16 protein-coding genes are annotated in these 21,017 nt (G+C 54.8%); 6 read left to right on the top strand and 10 right to left on the bottom strand.

Annotation, left to right across the window (positions count from 1 at the left end):
- Positions 1 to 69: 69 nt before the first annotated feature.
- Complete coding sequence (locus tag NR302_RS09280; RefSeq protein ID WP_154193317.1) at positions 70 to 633, top strand: TetR/AcrR family transcriptional regulator; 564 nt, start codon at positions 70 to 72, stop codon at positions 631 to 633.
- Positions 634 to 635: 2 nt separating this feature from the next.
- On the opposite strand, the gene NR302_RS09275 is transcribed toward NR302_RS09280, so the two are convergent.
- From NR302_RS09275 to NR302_RS09250, 6 genes are all read right to left on the bottom strand, one after another.
- Positions 636 to 1,217, bottom strand: coding sequence for a TetR/AcrR family transcriptional regulator (locus NR302_RS09275; RefSeq protein WP_258145071.1), 582 nt, complete (start codon positions 1,215 to 1,217; stop codon positions 636 to 638).
- 195 nt (positions 1,218 to 1,412) lie between these two features.
- Entirely contained in the window at positions 1,413 to 2,846 is a 1,434-nt protein-coding gene (locus tag NR302_RS09270) for an efflux transporter outer membrane subunit (RefSeq protein WP_258145070.1), read from the bottom strand.
- Complete coding sequence (locus NR302_RS09265; protein ID WP_258145069.1) at positions 2,828 to 6,004, bottom strand: efflux RND transporter permease subunit; 3,177 nt, start codon at positions 6,002 to 6,004, stop codon at positions 2,828 to 2,830. The genes NR302_RS09270 and NR302_RS09265 overlap by 19 nt, the downstream gene beginning before the upstream one ends.
- A 2-nt stretch (positions 6,005 to 6,006) precedes the next feature.
- A complete protein-coding gene (locus NR302_RS09260; protein WP_258145068.1) occupies positions 6,007 to 7,149 on the bottom strand; it encodes an efflux RND transporter periplasmic adaptor subunit in 1,143 nt (380 codons plus the stop codon).
- 276 nt (positions 7,150 to 7,425) lie between these two features.
- A complete protein-coding gene (locus tag NR302_RS09255) occupies positions 7,426 to 8,064 on the bottom strand; it encodes a glutamate racemase (RefSeq protein ID WP_258145067.1) in 639 nt (212 codons plus the stop codon).
- 98 nt (positions 8,065 to 8,162) lie between these two features.
- The gene (locus NR302_RS09250; RefSeq protein ID WP_154193428.1) at positions 8,163 to 10,523 is read right to left on the bottom strand and encodes a membrane-bound PQQ-dependent dehydrogenase, glucose/quinate/shikimate family; all 2,361 of its coding nucleotides are present in this window, start codon (positions 10,521 to 10,523) and stop codon (positions 8,163 to 8,165) included.
- A 367-nt stretch (positions 10,524 to 10,890) separates the two neighbouring features.
- Between NR302_RS09250 and NR302_RS09245 the strand changes: the two genes are divergently transcribed.
- From NR302_RS09245 to NR302_RS09235, 3 genes are all read left to right on the top strand, one after another.
- On the top strand, positions 10,891 to 11,820 hold the full coding sequence (locus NR302_RS09245) for an aliphatic sulfonate ABC transporter substrate-binding protein (protein WP_258145066.1): 930 nt from the start codon (positions 10,891 to 10,893) through the stop codon (positions 11,818 to 11,820).
- Entirely contained in the window at positions 11,817 to 13,139 is a 1,323-nt protein-coding gene (locus tag NR302_RS09240) for an NtaA/DmoA family FMN-dependent monooxygenase (RefSeq protein ID WP_258145065.1), read from the top strand. The genes NR302_RS09245 and NR302_RS09240 overlap by 4 nt, the downstream gene beginning before the upstream one ends.
- A gap of 257 nt (positions 13,140 to 13,396) precedes the next feature.
- Positions 13,397 to 14,362, top strand: a complete 966-nt coding sequence (locus NR302_RS09235; RefSeq protein WP_258145179.1) for a GT-D fold domain-containing glycosyltransferase — start codon at positions 13,397 to 13,399, stop codon at positions 14,360 to 14,362.
- Between the two features lie 58 nt (positions 14,363 to 14,420).
- On the opposite strand, the gene NR302_RS09230 is transcribed toward NR302_RS09235, so the two are convergent.
- Both NR302_RS09230 and NR302_RS09225 read right to left on the bottom strand, forming a co-directional pair.
- Positions 14,421 to 15,719, bottom strand: coding sequence for a Fic family protein (locus NR302_RS09230; RefSeq protein ID WP_154156135.1), 1,299 nt, complete (start codon positions 15,717 to 15,719; stop codon positions 14,421 to 14,423).
- Between the two features lie 77 nt (positions 15,720 to 15,796).
- Complete coding sequence (locus NR302_RS09225) at positions 15,797 to 16,429, bottom strand: DapH/DapD/GlmU-related protein (RefSeq protein ID WP_008104126.1); 633 nt, start codon at positions 16,427 to 16,429, stop codon at positions 15,797 to 15,799.
- 132 nt (positions 16,430 to 16,561) lie between these two features.
- On the opposite strand from NR302_RS09225, the gene NR302_RS09220 reads away from it, so the two are divergent.
- A complete protein-coding gene (locus NR302_RS09220; protein WP_258145064.1) occupies positions 16,562 to 17,464 on the top strand; it encodes a ParB/Srx family N-terminal domain-containing protein in 903 nt (300 codons plus the stop codon).
- Positions 17,465 to 17,602: 138 nt separating this feature from the next.
- Here NR302_RS09220 and NR302_RS09215 read toward each other — a convergent pair whose 3' ends face one another.
- Positions 17,603 to 17,872, bottom strand: coding sequence for a hypothetical protein (locus NR302_RS09215; protein WP_258145063.1), 270 nt, complete (start codon positions 17,870 to 17,872; stop codon positions 17,603 to 17,605).
- 105 nt (positions 17,873 to 17,977) lie between these two features.
- Here NR302_RS09215 and NR302_RS09210 point away from each other — a divergent pair, with 105 nt between their 5' ends.
- Positions 17,978 to 18,523, top strand: coding sequence for an NUDIX hydrolase (locus tag NR302_RS09210; RefSeq protein ID WP_258145062.1), 546 nt, complete (start codon positions 17,978 to 17,980; stop codon positions 18,521 to 18,523).
- Between the two features lie 92 nt (positions 18,524 to 18,615).
- Here the strand turns inward: NR302_RS09210 and NR302_RS09205 are convergent, their stop codons facing one another.
- Positions 18,616 to 21,009, bottom strand: coding sequence for a glycoside hydrolase family 31 protein (locus tag NR302_RS09205; RefSeq protein WP_258145061.1), 2,394 nt, complete (start codon positions 21,007 to 21,009; stop codon positions 18,616 to 18,618).
- Positions 21,010 to 21,017 lie beyond the last annotated feature (8 nt).

The following is a 21,017-nucleotide window of genomic DNA, read 5'->3' as shown; positions in this document are numbered from 1 at the left end:
GCTTTTATTCATCGCCAGCGCAAGTTTAATTGCGTAAAATAGCCGCTTTATTCTGCGAGTGTAATAATCATGAACCGAAGCGAACAGATCCTGGCCGCCGCCGAGCAGTGCATGCGGCAAAAAGGTTTTCACCAGACATCGATTCAGAATATTGCCACTCAGGCCGACGTCAGCATCGGTTTAATTTATAAATATTATAAAAACAAAGAGGCGATCATTGAGGCATTAGTCACCAGTGTGGTGCAGCGGATGATCGCGCTATTGAATGCCGATTTCGAACGTATCGCGCATATGAAAGGACAGTATCACGAAGCGGAAGATATTGTGCCGGCGGCCGTGGAAAACAGTATTATTCTGCTGATGGAAGTGTCGTCTGAAGCCACGCGTAATAATCGTATTCAGCAAATTATGTTCGATGCATGGCATGAGCTTAAAAATAACTTTATCGCTCAGGAGCAGGCGCTGCATCCCGAGCAGGACGCCAATGCCATTCACACCCGCTTATATGTAATGTCGCTGATTATTGATGGCATCATTATTCGCCGTTGTATGAAGCAGCGCGATATCGCGCCGGTCTTTATGCCATTTTTCAATGCGGTGGTGAATGACGTCTACCCGCACAGTGCTGCCTGATTTCAACCGAACAGATGCTGGCTGAGAATGCCGTTCACGCGCTGCATTTCATTCTGATCAAGGTCGCTATCGCCAAAGGCGCGGCAGGCGACACCATCCACCAGCAGCAATAAAAATTGAATGCGGTTGGCACGTTGCGTTGCGTTGGTTTCAGCTGTTTGTACGGCAAAACGCACGTCTAATTCGGCAAGTAATAATTGCTCTTGCTGGGCCAGAATAGTGCGCACAGATTCATTTCGCGACGCCTCAGAATACATTTCCAGTAATAATTTCCGGTCCTGACTCGGCCAATGCTGCCAGAATGGGGAATCGGCGTTGATAATATCCTGAGTCGATTGTTGCGCAGGTAAATGTTGTACTAAAAACTGGCGCCAGTTGTGCGCGATGCTTTTGATTGTTTCCGTGACAATGAGCTCTTTACTGCTGAAGTAACGATATATTTGCCCTGCCCCTAAAGCGGATTCACGGCTAATATCCGCCATGCTGGCGCCATGAAATCCGCAGCGACTGAAACAGACTTTTGCCGCATTAATAATCTGCTGCTGACGCTGCAAAAAGAATTCGTCATGTTCAGAGTGGCTCACATTGGCTCCGAAAAAGAATTTATCGTTTTAATTGCGTTATCATACGCGATGCGTATCCGGTGAGAAACCATGACAATGTTTCCAATATTTGCGGTTGGTGCGCATAAATGCGCACCCTACGAAAAACGCGCCAATCCTTTGTAGGGTCGCCATTTATGGCGACCGAAAGACGATTAACTGACGAGCATTACGCAATTATTGCGTGCTCATTATTTCAGACTCTTTCAACGCCGTGCCGCCGCCCATCACTTTATAGAAGGTGATCAAATTCAGGTAGTAGGCTTGCTGCGTACTCACCAGACTGGTGCGGGCACTGTACAGCGTACGCTGCGCAGTCAAGGCATTGAGATAAGTATCAACGCCGTTGCGATAGCGCAAATCCGCCAGATGGTAATAGGTTTGCGACGCCGCCACATTACTCTGCTGACTGCTGAGCTGATCGTTGATGGTGCCGCGACGCGCCAGCGCATCCGCCACTTCCTGGAAGGCGGTTTGCACCGCTTTCTCATACGCCGCCACGTAATACTCTTTCTGTGCTTTGGTGTATTTCAGGTAAGAAACGTTGTAGCCACCCTGGAAAATTGGCAGCGAAATGCTCGGCGCAAACGACCAAATGCCCGCTCCGTTTTTAAACAGCGTCGAGAGATCAGCACTGCCGACGCCGCCGCTGCCGGTCAGCGTAATGCTCGGGAAGAAGTTGGCACGCGCCGCACCAATACTGGCGTTGGCAGACTTAAGATTGTGCTCGGCTTGCAACACATCAGGGCGATTCAGCAGCGCATCCGATGAGACGCCCGCCGGCACCTCACGCAAGGCGTTACCAATCGATTCAATGCTGTCAGGCAGCAGATTATCCGGCACGCTGCGGCCCACCACTAAATCCAGCGCATTTTTATCCTGCGCCACCAGCGTGGTGTAGCTGGCGACATCGGCCTGCGCAGATTGATAAGTGGTTTCCGCAGACGAGACATCCACCATCGAAGCGATGCCATTTTCCATCTGCTTACGCGTGACCTGCCACGATTGACGCGCGCTCTCGGCGGTCTCTTTGGCAATCGCCAGATTGCTGCGATCGGCGGCGAGTTGCAGCCAGTAATCCACCGTGTTGTACAACACCGTCAGACGCGTACTGCGCGCGCCCTGCAGCGTGCCGAGATAAGTTTCATACTGTTCGCGCGTCAGGCTCTGGTTTTTGCCAAACAGATCGAGTTCAAACGAACTGACGCTGCCTTCCGCCGAATAGCTATTGCTGATGGCGGTTTGATTGCCTTCGCCGGTTAAAGCGCGTGAACGCGTGCCGCTCACGCCTGCGCTGATGGTCGGGAACAGATTGGCGCGCTCTTCGCCATATTGAGCATGTGCAGACTTCACGCTGGCCACCGCTTCACGCAAGTCGCGGCTGCTATCCAGCGCCATCGCCACCACCTGACGCAGTTTGGCGTCGAGCACATAATCCTGCCAGCTCAGGTCGCGGTAGTTGCTGGCCTGCGTGCCTTGCAGGGAACGATAGGCATCACCGCTTGGCATCTGGCTGCTGACCGCGCCTTGCGGGCGGTCATAGTGCGGATCGAGTGAGACACAACCCGACAGCAGCGCGGGAATTAATACCATTAAGAGTTTTGCCGACATGTTATTCCCCCCGCCTTCGCCACAGATTGATGATTATCGTCATGCGGAATCGCCGGGAAGACGCGACGCACCAGAACAAAGAACAGCGGAACAAAGAAGATCGCCAGTAAGGTAGCGGTCAGCGTGCCGCCAATAATGCCGGTACCAATCGCAATGCGGCTGTTGGCGCCCGCGCCAGTGGAAATCGCCAGCGGAAATACGCCAGCGGTAAATGCCAGCGAGGTCATGATGATGGGGCGCAGGCGCATCGATGCCGCGTGCGTCGCCGCCTTCACCAGGTTTTCCCCTTTGCGGTAATTGTCTTCGGCGAACTCAACAATCAGAATCGCGTTCTTCGCCGACAAGCCAATGATGGTTAACAGCGCCACCTGGAAATAGACGTCGTTTTCCAGTCCGCGCAGGCTGATCGCCAGCAACGAACCGATCACGCCGAGCGGCACCACCATCATCACCGAGAACGGTACCGACCAGCTTTCATACAACGCCGCCAGACACAGGAACACCACAATCAGCGAGATGCCATACAGCGACATCGCCTGGTTGCCGGAGAGTTTTTCCTGATAGGACAAGCCGCTCCACGCAAAAGTGGTGCCCGCCGGTAGCTTCGCCGCCAGTTTTTCCATCGCGCTAATCGCATCCCCGGAACTCTTGCCTGCCGCCGCCGAACCTTCGATTTCGTAGGAGGCCAGGCCGTTATAGCGTGACAGCACATCCGGGCCGTACGCCCATTCGGACGAGGCAAACGACGCAAACGGCACCATGGTGGTATTGCTGTTACTATCGCTGCCGCGCACGTACCAGTGATCGATATCTTCCGGCTTGCTGCGGAATTGCTGATCGCCCTGCATATAGACCTTTTTCACTCGGCCACGATCGGTGAAGTCGTTAATGTAGCTGCCGCCAATCGCCGCACTGAGCGTGTCGTTGATGTCGCTGATGGTGAGCCCCAGCGACTGCGCTTTTTCATCGTCGATATTGACCTGCAGCTGCGGTAAATCCGGCAAGGTGTTGGCACGCACCGCACTGAGCAGCGGATCCTGATTGGCTTCAGCAATCAGTTGATTGCGCATCTTCAGTAACTGGTCTCGCCCGGTGGTGCCACGCGCCTGCAGCTCAAAGGTGAATCCGTCCGACTGCCCTAAACCGGACACCGACGGTGGCGACAGCACGAAGATCTGCGCATCACGAATGCTGGCCAGGCTCGCCATGGCACGTGCGGCAATCGCATCGGCACTGTTTTCTGTACCTTTTCGCTCGCTCCAGTTCTTCAGCGAGATAAAGCCAATCCCGGCGTTCTGGCCGCTGCCGGCAAAGCTGAAGCCGTTCACCAGCATGCTGACGTTGACGTTGTCTTTTTCTTTAGTGGCAAAGTATTCCTGTACCTGACGACGAACCTCGCTGGTACGGTTTTCCGTCGCGCCCGGTGCCAGCTGATATTGCACCATGATGTAGCCCTGATCTTCAGTCGGCAGGAAGCCGGTCGGCAAACGCATGTACATCACCGCGCAACCAATCAGCAGCACCGCATAGAGCAGCAGATAGCGCACCGAACTGTGCAGCACGTGACCAACGCCGTTGTGATAACGCGCTTGTACGCGCTCGTAGCTGCGATTAAACCAGCCGAAAAAGCCCTTTTTGCCGCCTTCTTCGTTATGCGGTTTGAGCAGCGTGGCGCACAGCGCTGGCGTCAGCGTAAGCGCCACAATCACCGACAGCACCATCGAGGAAACAATGGTGATGGAGAACTGACGATAGATAACGCCGGTTGAGCCACTGAAGAAGGTCATCGGCAGGAACACCGCCGACAGCACCAGCGCGATACCAATCAACGCGCCGGTGATCTCTTTCATCGATTTCTCGGTGGCCTGACGCGGCGGTAAACCCTCTTCGCGCATCACGCGCTCAACGTTCTCCACCACCACAATCGCATCATCCACTAACAGCCCGATGGCGAGCACCATGCCGAACATGGTTAAGGTGTTGATCGAGTATCCGAACAGCGACAGCACGCCAAAGGTTCCGAGCAACACCACCGGCACGGCAATCGCCGGAATCAGCGTGGTGCGGATGTTCTGCAGGAACACGAACATCACGATCACCACCAAAATCACCGCCTCAATCAGGGTTTTCACCACCTCTTCGATCGAGATTTTCACGAAGTCGGTGCTGTCGAGCGGATACGCTACTTCATAGCCCGCTGGCATGCTGCTGCGGAATTCGTCGATGGTGGCTTTCACCTGTTCAGCGGTTGACAGCGCATTGGCGCCGGACGCTAGCTGCACCGCAATCCCCGAAGCCGGATGACCGTTGGCCAGCACGTTGGCGCTGTAATCCTCATCTCCCATTTCTACGCGTGCCACATCGCTAAGATGCACCACCGAGCCGTCGCTTTGGCTTTTCAGCACGATATTGCGGAACTGTTCCGGCGTTTGCAGACGCGAACGCGAGCGCACGGTCGCCACCAGCTGCTGCTCTTTGCTGGCCGGTTGCGCACCTAGCTGACCCGATGAAACCTGGGTATTCTGGCTCTCCAGCGCGCTTGTGACATCGGAAGGCATCAGCGAATAGGAGGCGAGTTTGGCGGGATCGAGCCAGATGCGCATGGCGTATTCGGCACCAAACACCTCTACGCTGCCGACGCCCGGCACGCGCGCCAGCGAGTCTTCCATGTTGCTGACCATGTAGTCCGCTACATCGGCTGAAGTACTTTTGTTGGTTTTATCGTACAGCGCCAGAATCAGCAGGAAGTCGCTTTGCGCCTTCTCTACCGTCACGCCTTGCGTGGTGACGGACGTCGGCAAGCGGCTTTCGGCCTGCTGCACTTTGTTCTGCACCTGCACCTGCGCAATGTCCGGATCGGTGCCCTGCTGGAAGGTGACGTTGATTTTAACCTGGCCGGTTGAAGCGGTGCTGGTGGAATCGAAATAGAGCAAGCCGTCGATGCCGGTGAGCTGCTGCTCGATCACCTGCGTGACGCTGCTTTCCAGCGTTTCCGCCGATGCACCGGTGTAAGTGGCCTGAATACTGATCTGCGGCGGCGCGACGTCGGGATACTGCGCAATCGGCAGACTTTTAATGCTGAGCACGCCGAACATCATGATGCAGATGGCGATCACCCAGGCGAATACCGGGCGGCGGATAAAGAACTGAGCCAACATAATTACTGGCCTCCGCTGCTGGCGCTGTTCGGCGTCACTTCAACTGCTTTCACCGTCATCCCGGCCTGCACTTTGGCGGTGCCTTCAACAATCAGCTTGTCGCCGCTGTTCAAACCGCTGGTCACCAGCCAGGTGTTGCCGATAACCCGATCGGTCACCACTTCCCGGCTCTGCACTTTGTTCTCTTTATCCACCACCAGCGCCGTGGCGTTGCCTTTGGCATCACGCGTGATGCCCTGCTGCGGGGCCAGAATCGCATCGTTTTTAACCCCGTTGGTGACGCTGGCGCGCACATACATGCCCGGCAATAATTCATGCTGAGGATTGGGGAAGATCGCGCGCAGCGTGACGGTTCCGGTGGCTTCATCAACCGCTACTTCGGTCAGCTCCAGCTTGCCGGGATGATCATAATTGCTGCCGTCTTCCAGTTTTACTGTCACCGGCACCACATCGCCGCTCTGCTGTAAAGAAGCCTGCTGACGTTTCAGTTTCAGCAGTTGCACGCTGGATTGCGTGAGATCGACATAGATCGGATCGAGCGCGCGAATGGTCGCTAGCGCGGTGGTTTGCGCTGAGGTCACCAGCGCGCCCGGCGTTACCGACGAGATGCCGATGCGGCCTGAAATCGGCGCTTTGATTTGCGTGTAGTTGAGGTTGATGCGGGCGCTTTCGACGGCGGCACGATATTGATCAACCGACGCCACGTTTTGTTGATAGGTTGCCAGCGCATCGTCGGCATCCTGGCGCGACACGCCGTTCTCTTTCACCAGCGCGCTGTAACGCGCGGATTTTAACTGGCTGCTTTTGACTAACGCCTGCGCATTTTTCAACTGCGCAACGGCCTGATCGTAACTGGCCTGATAGCTGGCCGCATCAATTTGATAAAGCACCTGACCAGCCTTGACCTCATCGCCTTCAGTAAACAGGCGTTTCTGGATGATGCCGTCCACCTGCGGACGCACTTCCGACACCATGCTGCCCACTACACGTCCGGTGAGCTGGCTATCGAGCGTCACCGGCTCGGTTTGCAGCGTTTTCACGCCGACTTCGGTGGTCATCTCGCCCGCTGGCGGGGCGCTGTTCTGGTCACAGGCGGCGAGCAATAACACCAGCCCGGCGATGGCCGTGCGCTGAAAATTCTTCATGAATAATCCTGTAGTGAACGTTCATTCTCAGTTTTAAGTCTACCAAATCGCAGAAGTGGGCGTATGTCAGGAAAATGAAAAGAGCGATCCTGAAAAGCGGCAGCAGAAAAGCGTCCTCTTTGATTGAGGATTTATAGTGGTTAAATCGCGATAGGTTACAAAGTGTTGCTAAAGATAATGAGTAATAAGCATTAATGCAAATGATTATTATTTACAGGTAAGCTGTAGGGTCGCCATTTATGGCGACCTCAAGCCAGGTGCGCATAAATGCGCCCCCTACGAAATATGACTTACAACCTTCAACGCCAGCTGCGGGCTGGTTAATGGCTGACTACCGGGGCTAAAAAGCTTTGCCGCAGCCGCCATCGAGACCTGGGCCAGCGCCACGTGATCCGCGCCCTGCTGTTTACCTTCTGCCACCGCTTGCGCAATCATCTGCAAATACACATCCTGCTGGCCAGCTTTAAACGCCGCCCAGGCGCCAGAAATCAGCTGCACGTCAGGATGCTGTTCAACCGGCAGCGTCGCTGGGCAAAACAGCGCGCGCGTCGCCGCTAGCGTGGATTCTGCCGCACACAGCACCAGCGATTTTCCCGGCAAACGGTGCACCGCATCGGCCAGCATGCGATCGGTGCGATAAACCGGGCAATCATGCCCTTCAGCGTGAAAACCATCGGCAACCGGGCCCAGCGTCGAGCAGGTAATCAGAATCGCGTCGAACCATGGCATCAGGCTGTGTAACAACTGTTCCAGCTTGTGCTGTTGCGGCGCTGTCATGCCACCTGTCAGCTCGGCTTCCGCCAGCAAATGCGGCATAACAATATGGCTAAGGGGATTATGGAGGGCCAATGAGCGCGCAGCGTCATCGAAAATAGCGATATTACTGGCGGCGGTATGCAGGCAGGCGATGGTCATACAATTCCTTATCAGTGGCGTCTCGCACAGAGGCTCAATATAACCTGATGAAAACATAAAAGGCGCCACAACGGGCGCCTTGATCTATTTTGTTGCGATTACTTCAAACGAAATGCCACAACGCTGTCACCCGCTTGGGTGCCGAGCGAACCGTGACCGCCTGCTGCAATCACCACGTACTGCTTACCGTCTTTGCCCATAAAGGTAGACGGCGTGGCTTGCGCACCGGCACTCAGCTCGGTTTGCCACAGCAGTTCGCCGGTGGTGCTGTCGTAGGCGCGGAAGAAGTTATCCGCGGTTGCACCGTGGAACACCAAATCACCCGCAGTCAGCAATGGACCACCGTGCGCCACCATGCCCATCGGGAAACCGATTGGGAAGCGGCCAGGCAGGAAGCTGGTCTTCAGGTTTTTGGTGACGCCGACGCGACGCAGCCATTCGGTTTTACCGGTCTTCAGATCCACGCCCACCATGCGGCCCCAAGGTGGCGCAACGCATGGAATACCGAGGCCAGAGGCCATCTGCTGGATATGAATCGCGTAATCACCGTGGAAGTTTTCATTCCAGTATGGCGTGCCATCTTTGGTGAACAGGCGCTCAGTGGCGGTCTGCTCGCTGCGTTTGATCAGGTTGTACTTGTAAGCCAGACGTACTGGCGCGGCAATCAGCATTTGACGCTGCGGATCGACGGCAACAGAACCCCAGTTGAACACACCAATGTTGCCAGGGAAGATGAGCGAACCACCTTCAGTTGCTGGCGTCCACGGATTGCCATCATAGCGCAAGCTTCGGAAATCCATGCGGCATGACATCTGGTCAAACGGCGTGATGCCCCACATTGACTTCTCAGTCAACGGCTGCGGGATGAAGTTCAGGCTGGAAACCGGCTGGGTTGCCGCAAATTTCTCGCCTGCGACGCCACCTTCAGTGGAGACCTTCACCTGATTTACCGGATACACCGGCTGGCCGGTAAGACGGTTCAGCACAAACAGGTTGCCGGTTTTGGTCGGCAGGATCACCACAGGCTGCTTCTGGCCTTGATAATCGATGTCCACCAGCGAAGGCTGTGACGGATTATCGCGGTCCCACAAATCGTGGTTGGAGCTCTGATAGCGCCATTTGAACGCACCGGTTTGCAGATCCAGCGCCACCAGCGCATCGCGGAACTTCTCGGTGTTGCTGTTCGGATCGCGTTCAATGCCCACTTCATCCGGTGAAGCGTTACCAAACGGTACGTATACCACGCCGTTTTTCAGGTCAGCACTCAGCGTGCCCCACGCCACTGGCGTGTCCTGCGGGTAGTTTTGACCGGCAGCGATTGGTGCGGTGTTTTCCGGGTTGGCCGGATCAAAATTCCACACCAGACGACCGCTTTGCACGTCATACGCACGAATCACGCCTGACGGGTTGCCGCTGTTGAAGCCGTTATCCATCACGGAACCGCCAACGATCACCAGCTTGCCCGCGACCAGCGGTGCAGCAGTTTGCATCAGCGCATGTGGACGCACTTCACCCATATTGGCGTGCAGATCAACCACACCGTTCTGACCGAAATCAGCACACGGTTTACCGGTATCGGCATCCAGCGCAATCAGCTGCGCATCGGTGGTGGCGTTAAAGATACGCTTACGGCAGATAGCCGGATTCGCTGCGCTATCCTGCGCGGCAACCGGGGTTTCTTCGTAGTAGCTTACGCCGCGACAGGTTTGATGCTGCTGCAGGTAAGAGCGATCTTTATTCGGCGTGAATTTCCACTTCACCGCGCCGGTTTCCGGATCAAGCGCGTGCACTTCGTTATGCGGCGTACAGAAGTACAGCATGCCGTTGGCTTTCAGCGGCGTGGCTTCGAAGGTGTATTCGGTAGCATCCGCATCCTGACGCAGATCGCCAGTATGATAAGTCCAGGCAACTTCGAGGTTTTTGACGTTCTCTTTGCTGATCTGATTCAGCGATGAGAAACGCAGGCCGTCAGACGAACCACCGTACGCGGTCCAGTCGTTAGCAGCGCCCTGCTCGCTGTTCTGTTCGCGGGCATTGCTGATGGTGCCTTGCTGCGGAATCGGATCGTAGAAGCACAGACCAATCACCACCACAATCATGATAATCACGGTGCCGCCGAGGAAGCCGTGGAAACGGCGTTCGCCGCGATACAGCGGTTTCACCACCCACGGCATCGCCAGCCACAGGCCGATCACACCGAACAGGTCACCGCGTGGGATCCACTGCCATTTATCAAAGCCCACTTCCCAGATAATCCAGGCGAGCGTAATCCACATCAGCACCGCATACAGCGCCAGCGCGCTGCGCTGGTTGCGGAACAGTAAAATTGCGGTAATAAGTAAGCCCACCGCCATCAGCGCATAGAAGGCGCTGCCACCCAGCATTAACAGCTTGCCGCCCATGTACAGCAAGGCAATCGCCAGAATCGCGAGCACGATACTGGTTAGTTTGTTAACCATGCTAATCCCTCAACCATTTTCATCGAAAAACCTCAAAAATAACCCCACATAAAATCAACAGAATTTTAACGTACGTTACCGTTTAGTAAAAACCCGTTGCGAGGTGTGTCGTTAGCTCCGCTAATGAATGTAGTTTGGCTAATGGCTGCCAGCTACCGCCTCGCTCAATGCGTGACTGAAATCACGTTTCATTTTCGTTGAGAGAATTAATCATTAGTCAGGAAAATTCGCATTTTTTGATAACGGGAAATGGCGAGAGTACGCGATTTGCTGGCTTTTGCGCCTGAGACATAACCTTGTGCGGATTTATTACTACGCCCGCTGTAGTTGAAAACTTACGCTGTTTTCTTTTTACCCGGGAAACGTTATGAAAATCACTTTATTAGCTTGCTCATTGTTGCTCCTCACGGTGACTTCACAGGCTGCCAGCAACGAACTGATCGTTGGCGATCAAAAAGGTAATGCTCGCGCGGTGATGTCCGCCGCCGGCGAGCTCAACAATGTGCCATATGAAATCAAATGGTATGAGTTCCCCAACGCTGCGCCACTGCTGGAGTCGCTCAATTCCCAGCATCTGGATGCCGGATTGGTCGGCGATGGTCCGCTGTCATTTGCCGTGGCGGCGGGCGCGCAGATCCGCGCCATTCAGGCATCGCAATATCTCGGCAATGCCATCGGGGTGAAAAACAACAGCGCCTTGCACAGCATCGCCGACTTAAAAGGTAAAAAAGTGGCGACGGTAAAAGGATCGTCCGGACAAAATATGGTGCTGAATGCGCTGCACGAAGCGGGTTTGCCAGACGACAGCGTCAATTTTGTCTTTACTACGCCGTCGGAAGCAACGCTGGCGCTGGATAATGGCGCGGTGGATGCGGTGGCAACCTGGGAACCCTATGTGTCATTTGCCGTGGCGCAATCCGGCGATCGTATCGCCATCGATGGCAAAAACTCTCCGGTTTCAAACTATCTGGTGGCGACCGATAGCGCCATCGCCAGCAAGCGAGAGCAGCTCGCAGACTTCCGTCAGCGCCTGATCCGCGCACGCGCTTGGGGCGTGGCGCATCCACAAGCGTACGCCAGCGAGATCGCCAAACTGCTGCGTCTGCCAGATGCGGTTGCGCTGAGCAAAGTACAGCGTGAAAACAACGCGCCGGTAGAAGATTACGCCTTGGTGGAAAAACGCCAGCAACTGGCGATTGATACCTTTACCCGCGGCGGCCTGATCAAACCCGGCTTAAAAGCCGACAAACTGGTGGATGCCTCCTTCTTTAACGCCAACGGGGCCGCCAAACCATGATGAATCTGGCGCTCTACCTCGACTCCGGTATTCATCAGGGCGGCTGGCGTCATCCCGATTCGGCTGCGACCGGTGGCAGCAGCTGGCCGCTGTATCGCAAAATCGCCCAGCGCGCCGAAGCCGCAAAGCTGGACATGATTTTTGTCGCTGACAAGCTGGCGATTGATGATGTTTATGGCGGTCATCTGGCACACACCGTGCAGCATCGTCAGGTTGGCTGGTCTGAACCCTTAACATTATTAGCCGCGCTGGCGGCGGTGACTGACCACATCGGACTCGGCGGCACGGTTTCCTCTTCCTATTCGGTGCCGTATACCACCGCGCGTCAGTTGGCCAACATCGACCATATCAGCGGCGGGCGCGCGGCGTGGAACGTGGTTACCTCGCTGAGCCACGCCGAAGCGCGCAACTTTGGTCGCAGCGAACACTTCAGCCATGAGGATCGCTATCGCCGCGCGGCCGAATTTATCGACGTCATGAAAGCGCTGTGGGACAGCTTTGAAGAGGACGCGCTGATTCTGGATAAAGCCCAGGCGCACTTTGCCGATGCATCGCGCTTCCATCGACTTGATCATCAGGGTGAATCTTTCGACGTGCAGGGCCCGCTGAACCTGCCGCGCCCGCCGCAAGGGCATCCGGTGGTGATTCAGGCTGGCGTCTCGGAGGCCTTTATCGATCTGGCGGCGCAACAGGCGGAAGTGCTGTTTGTGGTGCAACCCAATCGGGAACGCGCGCAGCAGTTCTATCAAACCCTGAAACAGCGTGCGCTGCAGTATCAGCGTCAGCCCGATCAACTGCGCATTCTGCCTGGCATGGTGCCGATTGTCGGCACCACGCAGCGCGATGCCGAGGAGCGTGCGGAATACCTAAAATCATTGATTACCGTGGAATCGGGCCTGAGCTTTGTCTCGGCCAGCATGAATATCGATTTGTCGCAGTATCCGATTGACGGTCCGGTGCCGGATCTGCGTGAAAAGATCACCGGCAGTAAAGGCCGTTTCCAGTACGTGATTGCCAGCGCCATTGAGCAGAACCTGACGCTGGGTGAGATGGCGAAACGCTACGCGGAAAGCTTGTCTTTCCCGGCGCCGACCGGCACAGCGGATAGCATTGCGCAGCAGATGATTGACTGGTATCAGCATCAGGCCTGCGATGGTTTTGTCATTTTGCCCACCTACATTGATGAGAACGAAGATCGCTTCCTCGAACAGGTTGTACCGCGCCTGCAGGACGCGGGCGTCTTCCGCAACGACTATCAGCCGGGTACGCTGCGCGATCGTTTAGGCTTAGTAAAGCCGGAAAATCGCTTTCACAGTTAGACATTAATTGAAATAACTTAATAGATTATAAAAGCACCGCTGCGATTATTCCTGGCAACGATTATCGCAGCGGTGCGAATAAGCGCATTTTTATTACATTTTCATTTCCGTAGTCTTTATTTAAGATTTTTTGAATTGATTAACTATTACGACCCAATACCTTTTTGAGAGTTTCCTCAGCCTGTTATCACCGATTGAGCGTGATATAAATCACATAACTGCTCTGCGGCAAGTCCGCTATAAAAAAGAAGGTTATGATGATTAGCGCAGATTTCTTTTATCGTAAATTACGTTTTCCTTTTAAACTCACACACGCTGCTTTTAAGTTTCCGGTTGCCAACGCGCATGCCCGGCAATATCAGGTGATGTCGCCTGAACAAACCATTGACCTGCTGCTCAACAACGACAAGCTCTCCATAAGCCGCTATGGCGACGGCGAACTGGAAATGACCTTGTTCAAGAATATCGGTTTTCAATCTTTCGATGAACGTCTCTCGATTCGTCTTAAAGAGATATTACGTCGCGGAAGCCAGCCGAAGAATACGTGCTTATTGTGTTTGCCCGATGCTTTTCGCGGCACCTCGAATATGCGTTTTGGTTCGGCCCTATTCTGGTTTTTTCATAAAGCGTTTTATTTCCGCCATTATGAAGCGTTATTAAAGAAAGATTATCGCTACGGTAATACTTCAGTTACGCGTCCCTATCATGATTATAAGGATAAGCAACAGGCTGCTCGTGTGTTTAATAAGTTCAGGCAACTGTTCAGTGACAAAAAGATATTAATTGTGGAAGGTAGCGGCACGCGTCTCGGCATCGGCAACGATTTGCTCGGCGGCGCGCGGGAGATTAAGCGCATCACCACGCTCAATCGCAACGCCTTCTCGGTTTACAACGATCTCTACAGCGCCGTCCTGGCGCACGCACGCGAGTACGATATGGTACTGATGTCGCTCGGCCCCACCGCAACGGTGCTGGCTTACGATCTCAGCCAGCATGGCATTCGCTGTATTGATACCGGCCACATTGATATCGAGTATGAATGGATGCGTAGTGCCGCGCGTGACAAGGTGCAGGTGGCTGGCAAGAACGTCAATGAAGTTGGCGTGTTGCTCAGCGACGATGCGCGCGACGCCGATGAGCACTATCGCCAGCAGATTTTGTTGCATGTCGGGCTGCCACAGGAAGCGGTGCTGTCGGCGATGGTGATGCATCCGCCGGTCTAATCCACATCGCAAGCAATCGCAAAAACAGGGTATTTTGAGATTGCTTGCGATGACGTTGTTACCCTTCGCGCTTTTTCAGCCACTCTTGCAGCTTGCGCAGTGAAACAGGCGCCTGATACACCGTTCCTTTCCCCTCCTTGAGTGGACGCAACAATCCCTGTTCGGTGAGATTTTTCAGGCGCGCACGCGCGGTGTTATCCGCAATGCCGAGCCGCGATTTAATCCCGGCAGAACTGAGTAATGAACCCGGCGCATTCAGTGCGATTGCCATGATATCCAGCTCACCTTTGGCTAAGGTCATATTCTCTTCCACCCACGTCACCAGACGCTCCCGCTCTTTGTGCAGCGTGGCGATTTGCTCGGTGAATGCATTAACCGCGCGCATCACCACTTCACACTGAAACTGCACGAAATAGGTCAGATCCATCTCATCGGTTTCGCTGTACAGATAGGAGATGCCGTACTTTACCGATGCGGCTTTCAACAGCTTGCTAATAGAGATGTAGCGGAATGCGCTATAACCGTGACGAATCAGATGATGGTAGAACAGCCCGCGCGCGGTGCGACCGTTGCCATCATTAAAGGGATGAATGTAGCCGATGGCAAAGTGCATTACGCAGGCGACCAGCAACGGATGCGTGCCCTGCTGCTCCAGCCACGCAACTTCGGCGCATAACGCGTCCAGCAGGCTATTCAGCCGCTGATAATCCGGCGGCTGATGAATGATTTCGCCATCCCGCCCGGCAACAAACACATCGTTATTGTCACGCACGGCGCCGGGCCGATATTTGTCATCATTAATGCCAGCGCAGGCAATGTGATGAATTTCCAGAATATCGGCGCGTGTTAACGGCGCATCACCCAGCGTGGCAATGTGCTGCATTAACCGCCAATTGCCCATGATCATGCTTTCATCTTCGTTGCGCGGTGCACGCCCCACCGCCAGCAACTCCATCGCCACCCGCGAGGTTGTCGCCGCGCCTTCCAACTGACTGGAGGAAATCGCCTCTTCCATGATCAGCTGAGACATCAGGTAAGAAGCCGCGTCCTCATCCGTCGGTTCGCCATTGCGCGCAAAGGTCATACGATCGACCACCGACATCGCCGCCGTGATTTTGGCCGTGAGGTTACAGGTCACGGTTTGATCGGCGATCACAAAGTGCTGCGCGCTGCTGCGGCGCTTGAATTTCAATGCGCTCCACAGTTTCTCACGCATCTGGCCATCACTGACTCGACGATACAATTCATCGAAATGCAGATAGCGCTCATCCCACTCGGCATGACTAGCGAGGAGCGAATTAATCTCACTGATACTTAACGAATCAATAAGTTGAGCAGGCGGACGACGCAGTTTCATCTCAAGCAATCTCAAAAACAGTGTATTTTGAGTTTACTTGATATTAGCTGCGACGACAAATGGCGCTTGCAGCGCGCTTAGCTGCCGTGTCGCTGGCAGAAAGCGCGGAGATCGGATGACTGGAAATCCGCCAGATTCGTCATTAATTTCTCCAGCGGCCAGTTCCACCAGGCAATTGCCTGCAGTTGTGCGGCAATATCCGCAGCGAAACGCGCACGGATCACTTTGGCTGGCACGCCACCGACAATGGTGTAAGGCGGTACATCTTTCGTCACCACCGCACCGGCCGCCAGCACCGCGCCATCCCCCACCGTTACGCCCGGCAGAACGATCACGCCATGCCCAATCCACACGTCATTACCAATAATCACGCGATCGGCGCGTCGCTCGGCAAAGAAGCCATTATCGCGCTCCGCCTGCCCATCGTAGTATTCCGGGCAGTAGGTGAAACGGTGCTGCGAAGCGCGGTCCATCGGATGATTGGGCGCGCCAATCCGCACATGATTGGCAATGGCGGTAAAGCGCCCAATCTGCGCATCGGCGACACAGCAGTGCTCACCGAGATAGGAGAAATCGCCGAGTTCGCTATATTCGATATAGGTTTCGGCCAGCACTTCACATTGCGCGCCAATCTGGGTTTCGCGCATACGCACGCTGGGATCGATAACGGTGTGTTGCAGTTTTGCCGGTTGCACAGCAGCGAGTGCCATAATCAAAGCTCCGTGTGGTCAGATGTCTGGATAAGCGGTTGCGACTGGGCAACCGCGAGCCATCACGCTACAGCGACAAGATGACAGAAATGCTATTGTGCGCATCTGCAATGGGCGATTTGAGGAAAGGGAATGAGAACACCGTGGTCAATACTGGCGCTGTTGTGGTCAGCCGGACAGGCATCTGCCGCGCTGCCCGCCGACATTAAAGCCGGTGATATTGTGCAAGTGCAGTTAGCGCAACTCCATCCGACGCAGGCCGCGATTGGCTATCGTCAGCTGGATTACAAACAACATCGTTATGAAGCCGAACCGAAAAAGCTGTTTGATGATTATTGCGAAAGCATGGGTCAGAAAGGCGTCGATAAATTTGATAGTAAATCACGTCTCTCGCAGCCCAGCAGCTTCAGTTGTAAAGCGCCGGTCGGCAGCGAACCTGGCCCGATGAAAACGGCGGTGATTGCACCGGATAATGTGCTGTACCTTACCGATGGTCATCATACTTTCAGTAATTTCGCCGATATCGCCGGTCTCAACACGCCGGTGCAGGTACGCATTACCAACGACTTCCGCAGTCTGAAAACCATGTCCGCCTTCTGGCAAAAAATGGAAGCGGCACATCTGGTGTGGCTGGACACGCCATCCGGCAAAATTAAACCGGATGCGCTGCCGAAAGAGCTGGGCCGCCAGCACATGCAGAATGATGAATATCGCTCGCTGGTCTATTTCGTGCGCGATATTGGCTTTGATAAAGAGCAAAATCCGCCGCCGTTCCTCGAATTCTACTGGGGCAAATGGCTGGAAACTCAGCTCCCACTGAAGAACTTTGATCTCAACAATCGCGGCGGTTACGCCAAAGCGCTGGAAATCATCGCTGAGAAGATGACCAGCGTGCCAAAAGACATGGTAATTGCGCACAGCGATAGCGGCCCGCTGACGGCGGATCGGTTAGGCGCACGCAAGAAAGTGAACGAGAAGAAGCTGGAAAAGCTGATCTCCGATGACGGCAAATTGACGTGGGCCTTCGCACATTAACCATACGGTCGCCATAAATGGCGACCGTACAAAAGGTTGCCGCGTTTTTCGTAGGGTGCGCATTCATGCGCACCTGCATACATATGCAAATTAATGCTTGAATCAAAAATTACGCTTAATCAGCACTTTTGCCAGACGTTACACCAACTCGCAGTTTTTCACATCCGCAGACGGCGCTAACAGGTTTTTATCAAAGACGCGCAGTTCTACAGCATCACGAATCCGCATCGGCCAGTCGGGATTCGCCAGTGCGCTTTTGCCAATCGATACATAATCCGCGCCCTGCTCCAGCGCCGCCGAGCTGGAATCCGCGCGTGCTATTGAGATTGCCTTGCGAGATGCGCAACCGCAGCTGCTCGGCGTCTGGGCGCTGTTTCCCACCGCTCGCCATTTGCCAACGCGCGTCACGGTCTTTCTGAATGCCCTGAAACAGGCGATGGCGTGAGAATTCAGAAAAAGCTAACGGCGATCGTGGTTATAGTTATTCACTTATTGAGATCACGGAGGCCAACAGTGAAACCTGAAATCCATACGCTTGCTTCAACTGAGATTTACCGTAACCGCTGGTTAACCTTGAAAGAGGACAAAATCCAGCGCGCCGATGGCAGCGAAGGCATCTATTCGGTGATTGAGAAGAATGATTTTGTGGTGATTTTGCCAGTCGAGGATGACTACATTTACGTGGTTGAACAGTTCCGTTATCCGCTGGGTGAACGCACTATTGAACTGCCACAGGGAAGCTGGGAACTTGCGCCCGATGCCGCGCCTGAAGATCTTGCCGCTGGCGAGCTACTAGAAGAAACCGGGCTCATTGCCGGGCAGCTTGAACACGTGGGTTATCAAAAATTAGCGCAAGGTTACTCCGCACAGGGCTATCACATTTACCTGGCGCGCAACCTGAGCTATCAGGGACAAAATCTGGATGCAGAAGAGATTGGATTAACCGCGAAAAAAATTAAAATCGATGCGTTTCTTGAACTGATTCTGGCAGGAAAGATCACCGACGCAACGTCGGTGACCGCGTTTCTATTGGCGCGTGCGAAAAGGTTAATCGACTGATCTATCGGCTTTATTCCAGGTGCGCATTAATGTGCACCCTGCGAATACAACATCGATGTAGGGCCGCCATTCATGGCGACCCATAACAAAGATTACGCCGCAGCAATATCTGCCAACACCGCTTCTGCCTGCGCCTTATCCACCGCTACGCCATCAATAAACAACTGACGCTGTTCACCCGGCGGCAACGTAACGTTCAGCGTTTGCCAGGCTGGCTGGAAGCTGCCTTTGCGCTGGAAGTTAAGGTGGATTGCCTCAGCATCACTGCGCATTTCCCAGTTGAGCCACAGCGCATTGCCCTGCTGATAACCCCAGCTTTCACCATCATCCTCAAACAGCACACCGTGGCTGACGCCTTTGCCTTTGAGCGGGAACAGCTGCAAGGTGCGGCGATCGTCAGTTTTAGCATCAACATGACGCAGGCGCTCGCTGAGCGGTAAGCCCGCACCGGCACGCACCAGCATCGGCTGGGTTTCCAGCGGTGCTGCCAGCGTGATCCATTGACCGCCGCTGTACCATTGCTGAGTGGCAAAGTCATACCAGCCGGTTTGGTTGTCAGGCAGCCACAGGCGACGTTCGCGCTGACCGGGCTCAACCACGCTGGCCACCAGCAGATCGCGGCCCAGCATAAACTCATCACACTCGGCGAACGTCTGCGTATCCTGTTCATGATCGAGGAAAGTCGGACGCAGCATCGGTTCATCGTCAGCATGCGCCTGCCACAGCAGCGTATAGAGATAAGGCAGCAGACGATAACGCAGCTCAATTGCGGCGCGGATCGCTGGCGTGGCCGCCGGATACATCCAGGGTTCATTGACGGTGTGATCGTCATTCCACGAGTGAATAGTGAAACGCGGATGCATCACACCGTTCTGTACCCAGCGCACAAATAGTTCTGCATCTGGCTTATCGCCAGAGAAGCCACCCACATCATGTCCCACGTTGTACAAACCGGACAGGCTCATGCCCAATCCCATGCGGATGTTGTAGCGCAGCGTGGTCCAGTTGGTGCGGTTATCGCCACTCCAGGTTTGCACGTAGCGCTGCATCCCGGCGCAGCCCGAACGGGAAATCAGGAACGGACGCTTTTCTGGCGCGAAGCGCTGCTGCGCTTCCATGGAGGCGCGCATCATCAGCAGCGGCATCACCGGGCGAATGTGCTTGATGGCAATCGGCGTGCCGAAACCATGGCAGCGCGCTTCGCCATCCCACACTTCATATTCGTTGTTATCGTTCCAGGTGGAATCGATGCCCTTTTCCAGCAGCTGTTTCGTGACGTTTTCCTGCCACCAGACAACGGCTTGCGGATGGGTAAAATCGAGATGTGAACCTTCATCATCCCAGAACACCGAACGCTCGGGCGCATCCTCTTCCGAGTCACGAATAAACAGGCCTTGTTCCGCCACTTCGTTGTAACGCGGATGATCCTGCAACAGGCACGGTTTGATATTAGCGGCAAGGCGCAAGCCCGCGTCGTGAAACGCCTGGCTCATCACTTCCGGCTGCGGCACTTTGTCGTAGTTCCAGTTGAACACGTAGCGCTTGTTGTTAATCGAGGTGTAACCGGACGAGAGCTGGAACGAATCGCACGGAATATCGTGTTCTTCACACAGGCGGATGAAGTTCATCAGCTGATTTTGCGCGTCCGGCGCATCGGTGTAATGCATGGTTGAACCGCTGTAGCCAAGGCTCCATTTCGGGCCGAACAGCGTTTTACCGGTCAGACGCACAAAGGCTTTGGTGATATCCAGCACCTTGTCACCGACAAACAGGTAATAGTCGATATCACCGCTTTCAGCCTGCCAGCGGCGATACGGCTTGTGATAGTTATCGAGCTCATTACCGAGATCAAACCAGCTGCTGCTGAGGTTATCGTAATAGAGACCAAAGCTGACGTCGGTGCGGCGCGTGATGGTAAACGGCACATGCTTGTACAGCGGATCGGTCGCGGCGGCGTTGTAGCCCATCGCGTCAAGGTTACGCATCTCGTAGCGCTGACCGTTACGCTGCAAATCGCCGCTTTTCTCGCCGAGGCCGTAATAACGATCGTCGTTCATGCGGCACTGATAGTGCGCCACGCCATCGCCGTGCGCGTTGATTTGATAAGCGCTGGTTGGACGGTCACAGGTCAGCAACTGCCATGCGCCGTGGCTGTCGCAATATTGCCACTCCAGCGCCAGCGGTTGATGCACGATCACCCGCAGCTTATCGGTGGCGACCACCAGCGTGTCGCCCTCTTCTTCCAGCGTGAACGATGGCAAGGCGAAGCCGGCCAAGCTGTCGCGCTGACGCCCTTCCCACGGCACATCGCTTTCAGGCGCGATGCTCCAGGTGCGGTCAAGGCTATACGCGCCCTGACGTTTAATCACCACGCGGAACATGCCCGTTTCCAGCACATACAGACACAGCGTGTGTTTGCCGTCGACGGTTAACGCCACGTGGTGCGCATCGGAACCGGCTAATGACCAATTTTTTAACGTTTTCATCGTTACCT

This window comes from Pantoea sp. SOD02 (assembly GCF_024707505.1).
In the GTDB taxonomy this organism is placed as follows: domain Bacteria; phylum Pseudomonadota; class Gammaproteobacteria; order Enterobacterales; family Enterobacteriaceae; genus Pantoea; species Pantoea symbiotica.
The sequence above is the reverse complement of the archived record's forward strand: the minus strand, read 5'-3'. Positions and strand labels throughout refer to the sequence as shown.

Bases quoted from the DNA above. Each gene is read 5' to 3' on its own strand.
- NR302_RS09220 (WP_258145064.1), top strand. From the start codon at position 16,562: ATGAGAACACCGTGGTCAATACTGGCGCTGTTGTGGTCAGCCGGACAG.
- NR302_RS09225 (WP_008104126.1), bottom strand. From the start codon at position 16,429: ATGGCACTCGCTGCTGTGCAACCGGCAAAACTGCAACACACCGTTATC.
- NR302_RS09230 (WP_154156135.1), bottom strand. From the start codon at position 15,719: ATGAAACTGCGTCGTCCGCCTGCTCAACTTATTGATTCGTTAAGTATC.
- NR302_RS09205 (WP_258145061.1), bottom strand. From the start codon at position 21,009: ATGAAAACGTTAAAAAATTGGTCATTAGCCGGTTCCGATGCGCACCAC.
- NR302_RS09265 (WP_258145069.1), bottom strand. From the start codon at position 6,004: ATGTTGGCTCAGTTCTTTATCCGCCGCCCGGTATTCGCCTGGGTGATC.
- NR302_RS09250 (WP_154193428.1), bottom strand. From the start codon at position 10,523: ATGGTTAACAAACTAACCAGTATCGTGCTCGCGATTCTGGCGATTGCC.
- NR302_RS09255 (WP_258145067.1), bottom strand. From the start codon at position 8,064: ATGACCATCGCCTGCCTGCATACCGCCGCCAGTAATATCGCTATTTTC.
- NR302_RS09260 (WP_258145068.1), bottom strand. From the start codon at position 7,149: ATGAAGAATTTTCAGCGCACGGCCATCGCCGGGCTGGTGTTATTGCTC.
- NR302_RS09240 (WP_258145065.1), top strand. From the start codon at position 11,817: ATGATGAATCTGGCGCTCTACCTCGACTCCGGTATTCATCAGGGCGGC.
- NR302_RS09270 (WP_258145070.1), bottom strand. From the start codon at position 2,846: ATGTCGGCAAAACTCTTAATGGTATTAATTCCCGCGCTGCTGTCGGGT.
- NR302_RS09280 (WP_154193317.1), top strand. From the start codon at position 70: ATGAACCGAAGCGAACAGATCCTGGCCGCCGCCGAGCAGTGCATGCGG.
- NR302_RS09235 (WP_258145179.1), top strand. From the start codon at position 13,397: ATGATTAGCGCAGATTTCTTTTATCGTAAATTACGTTTTCCTTTTAAA.
- NR302_RS09245 (WP_258145066.1), top strand. From the start codon at position 10,891: ATGAAAATCACTTTATTAGCTTGCTCATTGTTGCTCCTCACGGTGACT.